The sequence below is a fragment of the Paratissierella segnis genome, assembly GCF_014385195.1.
Lineage (GTDB): Bacteria > Bacillota > Clostridia > Tissierellales > Tissierellaceae > Paratissierella > Paratissierella segnis.
In genome coordinates, this window is the sequence record NZ_JACRTG010000026.1 from 1 (window position 1) to 16,073 (window position 16,073).

Below are 16,073 nucleotides of genomic sequence, written 5' to 3' on the forward strand. Positions count from 1 at the left end.
GGTACAATATACTTAATCAAACGACCTTTGAAAGAGTCGGTTTTAATATTATATTACTTTGTATTCTTTTACCAATTATTAATTAAAGAATGAGAATACACAAAATTATTTACACTGCCTTAGCTTCATTAATGAATCTTTAAATAATTCAACAGCAGTACTTCTATCTTCTGCTGTGCCTCCTTTAATGTATCCAAATACAATTCCTGCATTAAAATTTGATGCAAATTCTATGAGCTTTTTACACTTTTCAATTGTCATATTTCTAATATCTTTGTTTGTATCTGATAGAGACAAATTATACTTACTAGCAATACTGCCGGTTGCAATCTTGGTTAAATTTACATCAAATTCATTTAGATAATTTTTAAATTCTATGGGGTTAATTTGTTCAAATTCAGTAAGGTTTAATTCCATTCCAGTTATATTATTTTCTTTAAGAATATTTAGCTTATTCTTTAATTCTTCGCTGTAAACATCATCTATTTTTCCCAGATGTATTGCTATTTTTGGTTGAAATTGATAATTATTCTCTAAGTATTTTTCCATAATATAATATCCTTTCTAAATTGGTGTTTAAATAAGTATGGAGGAGATTAAAAAGACTCGATTAAAAGCACCTGTATATGTGGGGCAGGTAGCAATTCAAAACATACTCAATCTTGACAGTGATGTTATTGTAACAAAAAATATAGCTTCAAAAAAATAATATATCGTATAGCCAGTTCATTAAGAAACAGGGATATCAATATTGTCAATACGTTGTATACAACATATTGACAATTGGATACAACAACGATATTATTGTTATATACTATATTAATCTGATTTTTTATAATAAATACAAAATAAATACAATACAACGAGGTGATATATTTGAAAATGACATTTAGATGGTTTGGTACTGATGGTGATACAGTAACATTAGATCAAATCAGACAAATTCCTGGCATGTCAGGAATAGTCGGAGCATTATTTGATGTTCCGGTAGGAGAAGTATGGCCCATTGAAAAGATAAAAAAATTGAAAGAAGAAGTGGAATCAAAAGGCTTGGAACTTGAAATTATAGAAAGCGTAAATATCCATGAGGACATTAAATTAGGATTACCTAGTAGAGATAAATACATTGAAAATTATAAACAAACATTGATAAATTTATCTAAATTTGGAATCAAGGTAGTTTGCTACAATTTTATGCCTGTATTTGACTGGACGCGCTCTGACTTGGCAAAAGTTTTGCCTGACGGTTCAAACGCATTATCCTATAATGAGGAGATTGTACAAAAAATCAAGCCGGATAAATTAGCAGAGGAAATGGAAGAGAATTCTAAAGGATTGTCTTTGCCTGGCTGGGAACCTGAGAGACTGAAACATCTTAAAGAGTTATTTGATTTGTATAAGGGTGTGGATGAAGAAAGACTATTTGAAAACTTAGGATATTTTCTAGAACGCATTATCCCAACTGCAGAGAGTTGTGATATAAAAATGGCAATACATCCGGATGATCCACCCTGGTCTATATTTGGGCTTCCTAGAATTGTCACAAACAAAGAAAACCTAGAAAGAATTATCAATCTAGTTGACAGCCCTTACAATGGGTTAACTCTTTGCAGCGGATGTTTGGGTGCAAACCCCAGCAACAATATACCTGAAATTATAAGATATTTTGGATCAAAAGGCAGAATTCATTTTGCACATGTTAGAAATATTAAAATCCATGAAGTAAGAAACTTTGATGAATCATCCCATTTATCTTCAGAAGGATCCTTAGACTTATTTGAGATTATGAAAGCTTATCATGATATAGATTTTAAAGGATATATAAGGCCTGACCACGGCAGGATGATATGGGGTGAAGAAGCTCGACCAGGCTATGGATTATACGATAGAGCTCTGGGAGTGGCATATATAAATGGACTTTGGGAAGCAATAGATAAGATGGAAAGGATGTGTAAATAACATGAAACCATTAGAAGGAAAGGTAGCGGTAGTAACCGGTGGCGGTGGTGTTTTAGGGACTGGGTTTTGTGAAGAGTTGGCACGACAAGGAGCAAAAGTTGCCGTATTAAGTCTTCATGCCGAAAATGCAGAAAAAGTAGCTTCCAAAATCAGAGAAAATGGTGGAGAAGCCATAGGTTTAGCATGTGATGTATTGGATATCAATAGCGTTAAGAAATCTGATGAAATTATCTTCGAAAAATTCGGGGCATATGATATTTTATTAAACGCAGCAGGTGGAAATCATCCAAAAGCGATAACAACTAAAGAAACTTTAGAATTAAGTGATTTAGAAAACAAGGACGAGAGTATAATAACCTTTTTTAATTTAGACGTTAATGGGTTCAATCATGTATTCAATCTAAACTTCATCGGTACATTGATACCAACCCAAATATTTTCTAAGAGAATGATTGGAAGAGAAGGGACAACGATAATCAATATTTCATCAATGAGCGCTCCATGTCCTATGACTAAGGTACCGGCATATAGTGCTGCGAAAGCTGCAATTGAAAACTTTACTCAATGGTTAGCTGTTCATCTGGCTGATGTCGGCATAAGAGTAAATGCTATAGCACCGGGATTTTTCTCAACAAAACAAAACCAAGAATTATTATATAACAAAGACGGATCTTTAACTGAAAGGTCTAATAAAATAATAGCTCATACTCCAATGAGAAGGTTCGGAGTCCCGGAGGATTTATTAGGGACACTTGTATATCTTTGTGATGACAATCTATCAGGATTTGTTACAGGGGTTGTAATACCTGTAGATGGTGGATTTATGGCATATTCCGGAGTTTAAAAATATTTGACAATTATGGCTTGTAATAGGGGAGGCTTCCATACCTCCCCTTATTTGACTTATTTAGGCATCGTTATTATAATAATAAGATATGAGATTAAAAAATAAAAAAATAAATTTTCTAAGAAGGGGTTGAAATGACTTTTTAGTTAAAGAAGGGACTTGAGCAGTTTGAATGGATTAAAAAAAGCCGGCTTGTTTTCTAATAGGGATCTTATAAATCTGATAATACCCCTAATTATTGAACAGTTATTAGCAGTAACAGTAGGGATGGCAGATACTATAATGGTAGCAAGCGTTGGGGAGAGTGCGGTTTCTGCTGTTTCTCTGGTTGATTCAATAAGTATTTTACTTATAAATATATTTGCAGCTTTAGCAACAGGAGGAGCAGTAGTTGCGGGCCATTATATAGGGGAAAGGAAAGAAGAAAAAGCAAAAGAAGCAGGGGAACAGTTGATTGCATTTGTAACAGTTATTTCTATTATTATAATGATTATTATGTATATAGGACGTGAATTCATATTGCACAAGGTATTTGGAGCCATAGATCCGGATGTAGCATCATATGCCAATACCTATATGTCAATAGTCTTTGCCAGCATCCCCTTTATAGCAATCTACAACAGTGGTGCTGCATTGTTTAGGACTATGGGAGATTCAAAAACGACAATGGTAACATCTTTAATCATGAATGCAATAAACGTAATAGGTAACGCTACATTAGTATTTGGATTTAAAATGGGTGTCGCAGGAGTAGCTATTCCTACTTTAGTTTCAAGAGGTGTTGCAGCCTTAATTATAATGATATTATTAAGAGATGATCATCTTTCAATTAATATTAATGATTATTCTAAATATAAGTATAATGGGAAGATGGTAAAAAATATTCTTGATATAGGTATACCGAATGGAATAGAAAATAGCATGTTTCAATTGGGTAAAATTATGTTGTTAAGTGTTGTTTCAGAATTTGGAACGGCTTCGATTGCTGCAAATGCAGTAGCAAATACAGTTACAGCTTTTCAGAACTTACCTTCTAAAGCAATTGGATTAGGCTTGATAACGGTAGTCAGTCAATGTGTAGGGGCAGTAGACTATGAACAAGCCAGGTATTATACAAAAAAACTTCTTAAATATGCTTATATTTCATTATTACTTATTAATTCAGTTGTAATATTAGCATTGCCATTTATATTAAAGATATATAATCTGTCAACTATAACGGCTAAAATGGCTAGAAATGTTATTATCTTTTATGGAATAAATGCATGTATATCATGGTCTTCGTCATTTACATTGCCTAATACCTTACGTGCATCTAATGATGTACGTTATGCTATGATAGTAAGCGTTGCTTCCATGTGGATTACAAGAATAGGTTTAGGAGTTATTTTGGCTAAAAACTTTAATTTAGGTATGTATGGTGTTTGGATTGCCATGATTGCTGATTGGTATGTCAGAAGCTTATTTTTCATAATCAGGTATAAAGGAAATAAATGGGAAGAGGCAAGATAAAATTTCAGGGAGGCATTTTATACCTCCCCAATTTTACATATCTTTTCTATTTATTTTTCCACTTTCGTCAAGTACCATTTCTGTTATTTTCGTAACTTTTGGAATGCTATTTACTTTATCACATTCAATTGTATGGATTTTCTTACCAATTCCCGTTTCACTTTTAAAATTGGTTTTAAGTATTTTCATCAAAGAAACAGGATGTTCAGGCTCCTTTAGAGAAATAAATGCCGTATTAGGCTTTGATATTGCTTCTTCTATAAGTTTTTCAAAATCTAAATTATCTAATCCTGGTATTAAAAAGAATTCTACATCTTTTTCTAAATCTTCGAAGCCTTTGACTTGAACATTCGAAAAGCTATTTTTAGCCACAGCCATAAGTGATGCCATCAAAGGACGAATTCCGGCTGATCTGTGTCCTGAAACGACTATAGACTCCTTTCTCATTATGGCAGTTTCAATATATTGACCCTGTTCTTCTGTCATCATTTCTTGGTCTACAAACTTTTTTATCATTGTATCCATACCATAATTACCCCCCGAAAATTATATTTTTAGTTATAAAAAGGATTTCTAACTAATTGCGTATTGTGAACTGCCAATTATCAATTGTGAACTGTGAATTGTAAATTGTAACTGTCTTATATTATTGTACCATTGATTTTAATAAAATGTATACTTTTTCTCCAGTTGATGGTAATATATTAGATAATTGACATATGTTATAATAAATTTAATTAGGTGATGATATGGAATATAACTATTTAAAAATGGAAGTAAAAAAATCTATTGCATTAATAGCACACGATAATATGAAAAAGGAACTCATAGACTGGGTTTATGAACATAGAGAAATCTTAGGCAAACACTATCTTCGCGGAACAGGAACTACTGCAAAATTGGTAGCAGAGAAAACCGGATTGCCTGTGAAATTATATAAATCAGGTCCTTTGGGAGGAGATCAGCAGATAGGTGCAAGGATTGCTGAGGAAAAGATTAACTTAATGATTTTCTTTTGGGATCCTTTAGAAGCTCAACCACATGATCCGGATGTCAAGGCTTTATTAAGGATTGCTGTATTATATAATATACCTGTTGCTAATAATAGGGCAACTGCTGACTTTATACTTTCCTCCCCGTTAATGAGTATGGAATATAATAGAAAACTTATAAACTATTCAAAGTTAATGATTACTAGAACAGCAAAATTTCTAAACGAAAATTAAGTTTATCATAGAATAACCACATAATTTCTGAAATAAACTTGCAAAATATGTACTTTAGTGTTAGAATTAATTGTAGCTTTAATTCAGTAGTAATATTTTGAAACAATAATTTCTGTTTTTTTACCGTGTCACGGCATATCTGAAGAAATTTTATTGTTGGTGATTACAATGAATTAAAGAAATAAAATTTCGGAGGTATTGCAATGAAGGGTACAGTAAAATGGTTTAACGCAGAAAAAGGTTTTGGTTTCATTACTACAGAAGAAGGAAATGATGTATTTGCTCATTTCTCACAAATTCAAAAAGATGGATTCAAGACTCTAGAAGAAGGTCAAGAAGTTGAATTCAACGTTGTTGAAGGACAAAAAGGCTTACAAGCTGAAAATATAACTATTATATAGTTAATGAAAATGCTTACCCCTTAGAGTTATCTCTAAGGGGTTTTGTATTTTATTGACATATATATACATATATGATACGGTTAATAAAATTTAATTTAAAAAGCGAGGTAAATTGATGAGTGAAGAAAAACTAGTTGCGATTGTAAACGGTAAGGAAATAAGTAGAGATGATGTGTTGAAGTTTTTAAATGATATGGACCCTCAAATGGCAATGCAATTTAAATCACCGGAAGGTATTCGAAGGGTTATAGACGAGATGGTAAATCAAGAATTACTTTATTTTGATGCTAAAGATTCAAATTTTGAAGAGGAAGCTGAATTTATTAGCGGCTTGGAATTAGCAAAAACAGTGCTTCTAAAAAGCTATGCTTTTAATAAGATTATGCAAGGTATCGAAGTTAATGAAGAAGAAGTAATAGGCTATTACAATTCACATAAAGCTGATTTTCACAATGATGAATCAGCAAAAGCCAGTCATATATTAGTTGATACAGAAGCGAAAGCCAATGATATTCTTGATGAAATCAACGATGGACTATCTTTTGAAGATGCAGCAAGAAGATATTCATCATGTCCGTCCAAGGAAGTAGGTGGAGATTTGGGTAAATTTTCTCGAGGACAAATGGTTCCGGAATTTGAAAATGAGGCATTTTCAATGGAAGTTGGGATGATATCCAAACCTGTAAAAACTAAATTTGGATATCACTTGATAAAATTGGTTGAGAAATATCCTGAATTGGAAAGCACATTTGAAGAAGCTAAGGATGATATTTATCATGAAGTTTTAAGATTAAAACAACAGAGAGAATATTTGAATAAGATAGATGAACTTAAAGAGAAGTATGAAGTTCAAATTATTAATGACTAAAGGAGCGAATTTTCGCTTCTTATTTTTTATGTGATTTTCAAATTATTATGTATATGACACCATTTCAACTGAAGAAGGTGCTACTCGTCCGTTTTCAGGGCACCTCCAACTTGTGCGTGAAAGTGAAGTTTTTTATTTGTACTATAATTTCTTAATTGTGATATAATTATTGTGAACTAAATAAAGGGGGTTCACTTTATGAAATTAGAACTTTTTGAATTCGTAGATAAGACTTTAGAATTAATTGAGGATAATTCTGATGTGTTAAATAGGGTAGCATCAGAATTGGAAAAATTTTTCAATGATAGCTTTTTTATCAAAGACCATTTTCTCAACGTAAACTATAGAATAAAATCACCTGAAAGTTTAAAGGAAAAAATACTAAGGCACAACTTTTATTTAAAATATAAAACACCGGAACATTTAATTGAAAACCTATCAGATTTAATAGGTTTTAGAATAGAATGTAGATTTATTGAAGATGAAAAAAAGATATATAAAGATATTGTGAACTTATTTAATATAAAAGAAGATGGAGGGTATTTTTCCAATCCATTGAATTCAAGCATATTACTTAAGTTGGATGAAAAACAACCGCAGAAACAAAAAAATGGATTTGAAATTTATAAAATTGATGGAAAATATAATAAGGATGGCTTAACTGTGAATTTCGAATTACAGATTAAATCATTAGTCAATGTTTTTTGGGGAGATATTGATCATAGGGTACTATACAAAAATTTCAACTATATGTTAACTGAAGATTTTTTTAGAGACATAATGTCATCCATTAAAGATAATCTAACAATGATAGATAGACAATTAATGGTTGTTTATAATCACTTGAATAGCATGGACAGCAGTAACTCTAAAGCTAAAAAGGCCCAATTACAGGCACTATTATCTAAGATTATTCACGATACATACCTTGTAAAGGTCAAACAAGAAATAGGTTTTGTAGTCAATTTTAAAAAATCTACAGATGTTATAGTGAATTACCTATTTATGCAGGGAGGAAAAGAAGAATCAGAAAACTATAGTATCAACTTTATTAGAATTTTAAATAGGTTAAATGAAATAGGTAAAAATGAAATCAATTTTAATGAATATATAGAATTTGAAAGGGACATATTTTTTAACGATGAATTTACAAGGAAAATAGGTAATAAAATATTAGAAGTAATAAATAAGGATTTTAGATGGAATTTGTTTTTTAAGATAATATTTGAAATTGAAGAAGGAAACAAAGCGGAAATATTTGAAGATTTTATTATCTTTTTAAGATATAGATTTTTTGAGGAATCTAAGTCATGCCTTGAAGATAAAGATTTTGAAGAGGATATTAAATATGAAATAATCAATACTGTAATAGATAATGTTATATGCAAATTTGCAAAGGATATAAATATTGATTTTATCAATGATTGCAATATAAATAATTTATTTTATGATATTAGGAAATTCTTTAAGGGTATAAATAACTATGATGATTGGCTAGAATCCAAAGATATTTTGGAGCAAATCATTATGGAACATTGCTAGAAAAGGAAGTGGCTGAGATTAAGGTTTTAAAACGCATAAAAACAACTATATATAATAGCCGTGAAAGCGTCAAGAGATTTCCTGCAACAATATTAATGTCAGTTGTGCTTGTAATTCTGCTTATCTATTCTAATGAGAATAGAATTAATATGGACTTAATATCGATTGAAAGATTAACTAAGTTAAATATGACGGTTGGACTGGGGATCATGTTATCCCTTTGTATTTCTTTATTAATAGAAAAACTGGTAAAGAAAAATAATTTATTTAATATATTTATATATGGTTTAGGAATGATATTTCTGGTTGTATTTTATTTTTTATTTTTAGATAAACTAAAAGTGGTTCAGAGATCCAGATATTTAGGGACTCTATTATTTTTAATATTAGCTTTTTTTATATTCCTAAAATCAAAAGGGGAGAAAACTACGAGAAATATGTAATTAAAATATTTTCAGGCGGATTTTTAACTGCCATATATTCAGGTGTATTGTTCCTAGGGATAACAGCAATTCTTCTTACAATAGATGGACTATTTGATGTAAATATAAATGGAAAATATTATTATTATTTATTTCTTATGATAGTCTTTATCTTTGGAATAAATCTATTTTTATCCAAGATTCCTAAACATGATGAAAGCTTGGAAGATAAGGAGTATTCAAAAACATTAAAAGTACTGTTAGTTTATATTGTTATTCCTTTATTAACAGCTTATAATATTATATTGTACGCTTATTTTTTAAAGATATTGATTACTCTGCAATGGCCAAGGGGATTGGTTTCACATTTAGTATTATGGTCTTCTGCATTAAGTATTGCAGTCATATTTTTAATTACACCTGTTTTAAAAGAAAACAGTTTAGGAAGAAAATTTAAAATTTATTTTCCTAAATTTATATTACCTTTATTAGCGATGATGTTTATTTCAATATGGCAGAGAGTAAATCAGTATGGGATTACTGAAAATAGATTTTACATCATAGTATTTGGTCTATGGATATTAGGGATGATGCTATACTTTTCATTTAAAAAACCTTTAAGGAATATTTTTATCCCAATATCTTTATCAATAGTTGTTTTGATATCGATATATGGACCTTTTAGCAGTTTTAGCCTTTCAATTAGAAGTCAAAACAATAGATTGAATGGCATATTAGAAACTAATGGAATGTTGGAGGATGGAAAGGTAATAGCCAATACAAATTTATCCAGTGATGATAAATGCGAAATAAATAATATCATCTATTATTTTAATAATACCCATTCACTAGAGGATATAAAAGCATTGCCAAAAGGTTTTGAGACTTCAGGAATGAGAGATTTATTTGGTTTTGATTATAGTCCATATAGTGAGTATGAAAATGAAGAAAACTATTTTTATTATAATGCTAACTTAAATAATAAATTATTGGATATAAGTGGATTTGATTATTATTCCAACATGTCATCGTGGAATGGCCAGACAATTTCAATGGGTGATATAACTTTAAGTTACAATCCCGATATACATTTGGTGACTATACAAAGAGACAATATATTATTATTAGAACAAGATGTAATGCCATATGTGCAAAATATACACAATAAGAAAAAAGATGTCAGTGATAAAGCCGTCAACGATATCGAAGATGTGACTTATATAAGTGAAAATGAAAATATTAAGGCGAAATTTATATTTACAAATATAAATGGAAGGACTGATATTGAAAATAATATAACAATTGACGGATTGGAACTTGTTGTTTTAATAGATATACTTTAGTTACAGGAAAAGAGTTGGACGTATGATTTGTCCATTCTATATAGGAGGATGAAGATATAATGAATATTAATGCAGAAAGATTATGGAATAGAGAGCAAGAAGTTGGAGAGTATGGACGTGATCCAAGAGGAGGAATTAGCCGTTTTGCTTGGACTCCTGAATATAGAGAAGCTGCTACTCTTTTGATGAAGTGGATGGAAGAGGCTGGGTTAAAGGTCAGAGTTGATACTGTAGGGAATATATATGGCAGATATGAAGGAATGGAGGATTTACCTCCTGTGCTTACCGGTTCACATTTCGATACAGTGCCTATGGGTGGAAAATTTGATGGTCTTGCAGGTGTCATGACCGCACTTGAAGTATTAACTTCAATGCATGAGCAAGGATATAAGCCAAAACGTCCTATTGAAATGATTGCTTTTATAAATGAAGAAGCAAGTCAATTCTTAGGAGGCCATTTTGGGAGCAAGGCTATATGTGGAATGCTGCCAAATGATTATGCAACAACTTCAATCGACAGAAACACAGGAAAGTCAATGAAACAGGCAATGCTCGAATATGATATGGGATTAGAGCCTGATAACTTTGAAGGATCATTTATTAAAGAGGGAGATTATTTTGCATTTATTGAAGTCCATATTGAGCAAGGAAAATATCTTTTAAATAAAGGGCTTCCGCTAGCAGTAATAGATGGTATAGCTGGTATAAAACAATTTTATATTACCTATTATGGTGAATCAGCACATGCTGGTGGTATGGCAATGGAGGATAGACATGATTCCTTTGCAGCAGCTGCAGAGACTGCTTGTGAGGTGGAAAAACTAGCACTAAACTCCGGTTCTCCAACTAGAGGTACTGTAGGATACGTAAATGTAGAACCAAATGAACATAATATAGTCGCCAATAAGGCAACCATATCAGTTGACTTTAGAGAAATCGAAGATGATATTTGGCAAAGGTTATATGATGATTTAATTTTATTTGTAGAAAAGCAATGTGCTAAAAGAGGACTGTCATATGATATTAAGTCCACAATAAACACAGAACCTTGTCTTTGCAATTCAAGACTAAAGAAAATAATAGCAGAAAGTACTGAAGAAAATACAGTACTATATATGCACATGATAAGTTATCCTGCACATGATGCAATGCAAATGGGGCGATTATTCCCTATGGGAATGATATTTTTACGTAGTTCTAATGGTGGAGTAAGCCATTGTCCAGATGAATTTACTACAAAAGATGACTTAGCAGCTGGTGCTAATGTACTTTATACAACGATAAGGAAGATTTGCGAAATGGATGACATAATTTAGGAGGTTATAAATAATAATGAAAGCAGAAAAAATTACAACAAACAAAGCACCCCTACCAGGTGGATGGTATTCACAAGCCTTTAGGGTAGGAGACTTAGTATACACAGCTGGAATTACGGCAAATGATCCAGAAACTCAAGAATTAGTAGCACCTGGTGATATTGTTGGACAAACTAGACAGGTTTTAAAAAACCTTGAGAATATACTTTTAGAAGCAGGATCAGATTTAGATCATGTTATAAAAACCTTGGTATTTGTATCAGATATTGATAATTTTTCTGAATTTGATAAGACGTATAAAGAATTTTTCCCTCAAAATCCACCTGCTAGAAGTACTATGCAGATAGGAAAGTTTAACAATGGTATGGTAATAGAAATCGAAGCCGTGGCAACAATCATTTAATGTATAATAAATGAAAATAGTAGAATACTGTTAATTAAACAATTTAAAATATATTTGGCTATAATATTAACTTTTTTAGTATTATAGCCTCTTTTTTCTTAAAATATAGTATAATATGTTAAAAGTTATAATAGGAGGTAATTTGTGTGAAAGAAATATATCTTGCAGGTGGATGTTTTTGGGGTGTTGAAGAGTATTTTTCAAGAATCAATGGTGTAGTTGATACACAAGTCGGATATGCCAACGGTACAGTTCCAAATCCTTCTTATGAAGAGGTATGTACGGGAACAACAGGTCATGCTGAAACTACGTATATAAAATATGACGAAAATACAATAACTCTTCAAAGATTATTAGAAAGATTTTGGAGAGTAATAGATCCTACTTCTTTTAATAAACAAGGTAACGATATAGGCAGCCAGTATAGAACGGGGATATATTATACAAATGGAGAAGATTTATTGATTATAGGAAAGTCTTTAGAGGGAGTAGAATCAAAATATAACAAGCCTATAGTGACAGAAATTTTACCGTTAAAATCATTTTACGATGCGGAGGAGTATCATCAAGATTATCTAAAGAAAAACCCGGGTGGGTATTGCCATATAGATATGAGTATTTAATTCAGGTAAAAAGTAAAAAGAAGTTAACAGTTAATAGTGAATTACAAATAGCACAATTGACATTTTAAGATGACCTTAGTTTTTAAATTCTTCAGTATTTTTAATTGTGAATTGTGAACTGTGCATTGTGAATTGTAAACAATTGTGAATTACCATTAAGGTTTGTTTTCCTCTTGACACTATATATTGAGGTCTGTTACAATAAAAGGGCAATATATAGTAGAAAGGGGCATGTAAATGATAACTAAAATTAAAAAAAGAGATGGAAGGGAAGTTCCATTTAATATAGAAAAGATCTCAACTGCTATTTTTAAGGCAGCGCAGGCAGCAGGTGGTCAGGACTATAATATTTCTTTGGATTTAGCGGAAAAAGTTGTCCAATTAGTTGACGAGAAATTTGTGGGGACAATCCCTGGGGTAGAAGATATTCAAGACGCTGTTGAAAAAGTATTAATTGAATCAGGACATGCTAAAACCGCAAAGATGTACATATTATATAGGGCAGATAGAAGTAGAGTAAGAGAGATGAATACAAGGCTAATGAAAGTATATAGTGATTTAACTTTCAAAGATGCTAAAGACATCGATTTAAAAAGAGAAAATGCCAATATAGATGGAAATACAGCAATGGGTACTATGTTAAAATATGGCTCAGAAGGTGCAAAACAATTCTATGATTTATTTGTATTGAATCCTGATCACTCCAATGCTCATAAAACCGGAGTGTTTCATATACATGATTTAGATTTTCTGACGCTAACAACAACTTGCTGTCAAATAGATATAGTAAAATTATTTAAGGACGGCTTTAGCACTGGACATGGGTTTTTAAGAGAACCACAGGATATAGCTTCATATGCTGCACTTGCTTGCATAGCCATTCAGTCCAATCAAAATGATCAGCATGGAGGACAAAGTATTCCTAACTTCGATTATGGAATGGCATCAGGCGTTAAAAAAACTTATATAAAGAGTTATCGGCAGCATATAAAAAGAAGTGTTGAATTATTAGTTGAAGGTATTGATCTTGATGAAAATATAGATAATATTTTTTCAATCCTTGAAGATGAATATAATTTATACCCTACATTGGAAAATCAAAATGGATACATAGAAAAGGAAGGGGAATATTTATTAGAAATTTTAAATGATGAATTATTGGCAGAAAAAGCACAGTCCTTTGCTAAGAAAAATGCCTATATAGATACAGATAAAAAGACATATCAGGCTATGGAAGCTTTAATTCACAATCTAAATACAATGCATTCCAGAGCCGGAGCCCAAGTTCCGTTTAGCTCCCTCAATTATGGGACTGATACTTCAGAAGAGGGAAGAATGGTAATTAGAAATCTCCTATTATCAACAGAGAGAGGTTTAGGCAATGGTGAAACTCCTATTTTCCCAATTCATATATTTAAGGTTAAGGAAGGGGTCAACTATAATTCTGGTGATAAAAATTATGATTTATTCAAATTGGCTTGTAGAGTAAGTGCAAAGAGACTGTTTCCAAATTTTTCATTTATCGATGCTCCTTTTAATCTCAAATATTATAAAGAAGGTCACCCGGAAACTGAAGTTGCATATATGGGCTGCAGAACCAGAGTTATAGGCAATGTATATGATAAAACTCAAGAAATAGTAAATGGAAGAGGAAACTTGAGTTTTACCACAGTAAACTTACCCCGTATAGGACTTATAAATAAAGGTGATATAAAAGGCTTCTATAAACAATTGGACGAAACAATAGATTTAGTTATATCACAACTTTTAGAAAGATTTGAAATCCAAGCACATAAGAGAGTATTTAATTTTCCATTTTTGATGGGGCAAGGTGTATGGTTGGACTCAGATAAATTAAAAAATGATGATAAAATAAGAGAAGTTTTAAAACATGGTACGCTTTCCATGGGGTTCATTGGACTTGCAGAATGTTTAAAAGCCTTGATAGGAGAACACCATGGTGAATCAGAAACTGCACAAAAACTAGGGTTAGAAATTATCGGACATATGAGAAAAAGGATGGACGAGGTATCTGAACAATACAAGATGAATTTTACCCTATTAGCTACGCCTGCAGAAGGTACGGCAGGAAGATTTGTCAAAATGGATAGAAAAATATTTGGGAATATCCCAGGTGTAACCGATAGAGAATATTATACTAATAGTTTTCACATACCTGTATATTTTCATATAAAGGCTATTGATAAGATTAGGCTGGAAGCGCCATATCATGAATTGACTAATGCAGGTCATATAACTTATGTTGAACTTGACGGAGATCCTACGATGAATCTGGATGCCTTTGAAAAGATAATTCGAACTATGAAAGAGTATGGGGTAGGCTATGGTTCCATAAATCATCCCGTTGACAGGGATCCTGTATGTGGTTATACAGGAATAATAGGCAATACCTGCCCTAAGTGCGGCAGAGAAGAAGGAGATATTAAGTTTGAAAGGATTAGAAGAATAACCGGATATCTTGTCGGAACTTTAGATAGATTTAATGATGCGAAGAGAGCTGAAGAACATGATAGAGTTAAACACTTCTCATGCCAATCCAAATAACTCAAGTGATAATATCGAAATAGGTCGAAGTATTTCGGGTATTCAAATTAGAATTGCAGGAATCGAAGAAGAATCAATAGTAGACGGACCCGGTATTAGACTTGTAGTATTTACCCAAGGATGCAGTCATAAATGTAGAGGGTGCCACAATCCACAAACACATAATTATCATGGCGGATATGAGATTGAAATTGATGATATAATTAAAATGATTGAGTCCAATCCCTTATTAGATGGAATTACAATAAGCGGCGGAGAGCCATTTGAGCAAGCTTATGGAGCAAGTAAACTTGCAAAATCGGTAAAAAAATTAGGATTAAATGTAATAACATATACCGGCTATACATTTGAGGAAGTAATTTCTAATGCAAGTCATGATGAAGGGTTTAGGGATTTGCTATTGGAAACTGATATCCTAATAGATGGAAGATTTGAAATCTCTGAGAGAGATTTGACTCTTCCTTTTAGAGGATCAAGGAATCAAAGAATAATAGATGTAAAGGATTCTTTAATTAATAAAAAGATAATATTATACAGGGGTGAAAATATTGTTTAAATTGGAAGCAATAAAGGATATGAATGAAGAACAAAGGCTTAAATATATGCTGATATTATCCAAAGGACAGTTAAGTTCGGAAAAAGATGACTTAGCCAATATTTCCAATATAACAGGTATAATAAATGCTTGTATAGACAATTTGAATTGGACGGGGTTTTATTTGTTAAGAGATGGGGAATTGGTTTTAGGACCGTTTCAAGGGTTGCCTGCCTGCAATAGGATTGCTTTAGGAGAAGGGGTATGCGGCAGTGCTGTTTCAACCGGAGAAATTCAATTAATTCCTGATGTGCATTTATTTCCCGGGCATATTGCATGTGATAGCGCATCCAATTCAGAATTGGTAATACCTATTATCAAGAAGAATAAAGTATTGGGGGTTTTAGATTTGGATAGTCCTTTAAAAGAGAGATTTTCTTCTTTACATATTGAGTATTTTTCACAACTGGTGGATACTTTAAACGAATATATTGATTGGGATAGAATTTAA

18 protein-coding genes are annotated in these 16,073 nt (G+C 31.8%); 16 read left to right on the forward strand and 2 right to left on the reverse strand.

Features of this window, described 5'->3' with window-relative positions; genetic code table 11:
• Window positions 1-105: 105 nt before the first annotated feature.
• On the reverse strand, window positions 106-549 hold the full coding sequence (locus H8707_RS10885; protein ID WP_262430162.1) for a hypothetical protein: 444 nt from the start codon (window positions 547-549) through the stop codon (window positions 106-108).
• 37 nt (window positions 550-586) lie between these two features.
• Here H8707_RS10885 and H8707_RS10890 point away from each other — a divergent pair, with 37 nt between their 5' ends.
• From H8707_RS10890 to H8707_RS10905, 4 genes are all read left to right on the forward strand, one after another.
• Entirely contained in the window at window positions 587-709 is a 123-nt protein-coding gene (locus H8707_RS10890; RefSeq protein ID WP_262430163.1) for a DUF1667 domain-containing protein, read from the forward strand.
• A gap of 173 nt (window positions 710-882) precedes the next feature.
• The gene (gene uxuA, locus H8707_RS10895) at window positions 883-1,959 is read left to right on the forward strand and encodes a mannonate dehydratase (protein ID WP_262430220.1); all 1,077 of its coding nucleotides are present in this window, start codon (window positions 883-885) and stop codon (window positions 1,957-1,959) included.
• Window position 1,960: 1 nt separating this feature from the next.
• Window positions 1,961-2,803, forward strand: a complete 843-nt coding sequence (locus tag H8707_RS10900) for an SDR family oxidoreductase (protein ID WP_262430164.1) — start codon at window positions 1,961-1,963, stop codon at window positions 2,801-2,803.
• Window positions 2,804-2,965: 162 nt separating this feature from the next.
• Window positions 2,966-4,318, forward strand: a complete 1,353-nt coding sequence (locus H8707_RS10905) for an MATE family efflux transporter (RefSeq protein WP_262430165.1) — start codon at window positions 2,966-2,968, stop codon at window positions 4,316-4,318.
• Between the two features lie 33 nt (window positions 4,319-4,351).
• Here H8707_RS10905 and H8707_RS10910 read toward each other — a convergent pair whose 3' ends face one another.
• Window positions 4,352-4,843 carry a hypothetical protein gene (locus H8707_RS10910; RefSeq protein ID WP_262430166.1) on the reverse strand — a complete coding sequence of 164 codons (492 nt, stop codon included), beginning with the start codon at window positions 4,841-4,843 and terminating at the stop codon, window positions 4,352-4,354.
• Window positions 4,844-5,088: 245 nt separating this feature from the next.
• Here H8707_RS10910 and H8707_RS10915 point away from each other — a divergent pair, with 245 nt between their 5' ends.
• The 12 genes from H8707_RS10915 (at window position 5,089) to H8707_RS10970 (ending at window position 16,073) form a co-directional block, all read left to right on the forward strand.
• A complete protein-coding gene (locus tag H8707_RS10915) occupies window positions 5,089-5,544 on the forward strand; it encodes a methylglyoxal synthase (protein ID WP_262430167.1) in 456 nt (151 codons plus the stop codon).
• A 203-nt stretch (window positions 5,545-5,747) separates the two neighbouring features.
• Window positions 5,748-5,945 (forward strand): cold-shock protein, encoded by a 198-nt coding sequence (locus H8707_RS10920; RefSeq protein WP_169301001.1) that lies wholly within the window; start codon window positions 5,748-5,750, stop codon window positions 5,943-5,945.
• 115 nt (window positions 5,946-6,060) lie between these two features.
• Window positions 6,061-6,813 carry a peptidylprolyl isomerase gene (locus H8707_RS10925; protein ID WP_262430168.1) on the forward strand — a complete coding sequence of 251 codons (753 nt, stop codon included), beginning with the start codon at window positions 6,061-6,063 and terminating at the stop codon, window positions 6,811-6,813.
• A gap of 198 nt (window positions 6,814-7,011) precedes the next feature.
• The gene (locus H8707_RS10930) at window positions 7,012-8,355 is read left to right on the forward strand and encodes a GTP pyrophosphokinase (RefSeq protein WP_262430169.1); all 1,344 of its coding nucleotides are present in this window, start codon (window positions 7,012-7,014) and stop codon (window positions 8,353-8,355) included.
• Window positions 8,349-8,798 (forward strand): hypothetical protein, encoded by a 450-nt coding sequence (locus H8707_RS10935; protein ID WP_262430170.1) that lies wholly within the window; start codon window positions 8,349-8,351, stop codon window positions 8,796-8,798. The genes H8707_RS10930 and H8707_RS10935 overlap by 7 nt, the downstream gene beginning before the upstream one ends.
• Before the next feature lie 5 nt (window positions 8,799-8,803).
• Complete coding sequence (locus H8707_RS10940) at window positions 8,804-10,120, forward strand: DUF4153 domain-containing protein (RefSeq protein ID WP_394354666.1); 1,317 nt, start codon at window positions 8,804-8,806, stop codon at window positions 10,118-10,120.
• 59 nt (window positions 10,121-10,179) lie between these two features.
• Window positions 10,180-11,436, forward strand: coding sequence for a M20 family metallo-hydrolase (locus H8707_RS10945; protein WP_262430172.1), 1,257 nt, complete (start codon window positions 10,180-10,182; stop codon window positions 11,434-11,436).
• A gap of 16 nt (window positions 11,437-11,452) precedes the next feature.
• The gene (locus tag H8707_RS10950; protein ID WP_262430173.1) at window positions 11,453-11,839 is read left to right on the forward strand and encodes a RidA family protein; all 387 of its coding nucleotides are present in this window, start codon (window positions 11,453-11,455) and stop codon (window positions 11,837-11,839) included.
• A 146-nt stretch (window positions 11,840-11,985) separates the two neighbouring features.
• Window positions 11,986-12,462, forward strand: a complete 477-nt coding sequence (gene msrA / locus H8707_RS10955) for a peptide-methionine (S)-S-oxide reductase MsrA (protein WP_262430174.1) — start codon at window positions 11,986-11,988, stop codon at window positions 12,460-12,462.
• Window positions 12,463-12,699: 237 nt separating this feature from the next.
• A complete protein-coding gene (locus tag H8707_RS10960) occupies window positions 12,700-15,027 on the forward strand; it encodes an anaerobic ribonucleoside triphosphate reductase (protein ID WP_262430175.1) in 2,328 nt (775 codons plus the stop codon).
• Entirely contained in the window at window positions 14,990-15,583 is a 594-nt protein-coding gene (gene nrdG / locus H8707_RS10965; RefSeq protein WP_262430176.1) for an anaerobic ribonucleoside-triphosphate reductase activating protein, read from the forward strand. The genes H8707_RS10960 and nrdG overlap by 38 nt, the downstream gene beginning before the upstream one ends.
• Window positions 15,567-16,073: a GAF domain-containing protein gene (locus tag H8707_RS10970; RefSeq protein ID WP_262430177.1), complete on the forward strand. Its 507-nt coding sequence runs from the start codon at window positions 15,567-15,569 to the stop codon at window positions 16,071-16,073. The genes nrdG and H8707_RS10970 overlap by 17 nt, the downstream gene beginning before the upstream one ends.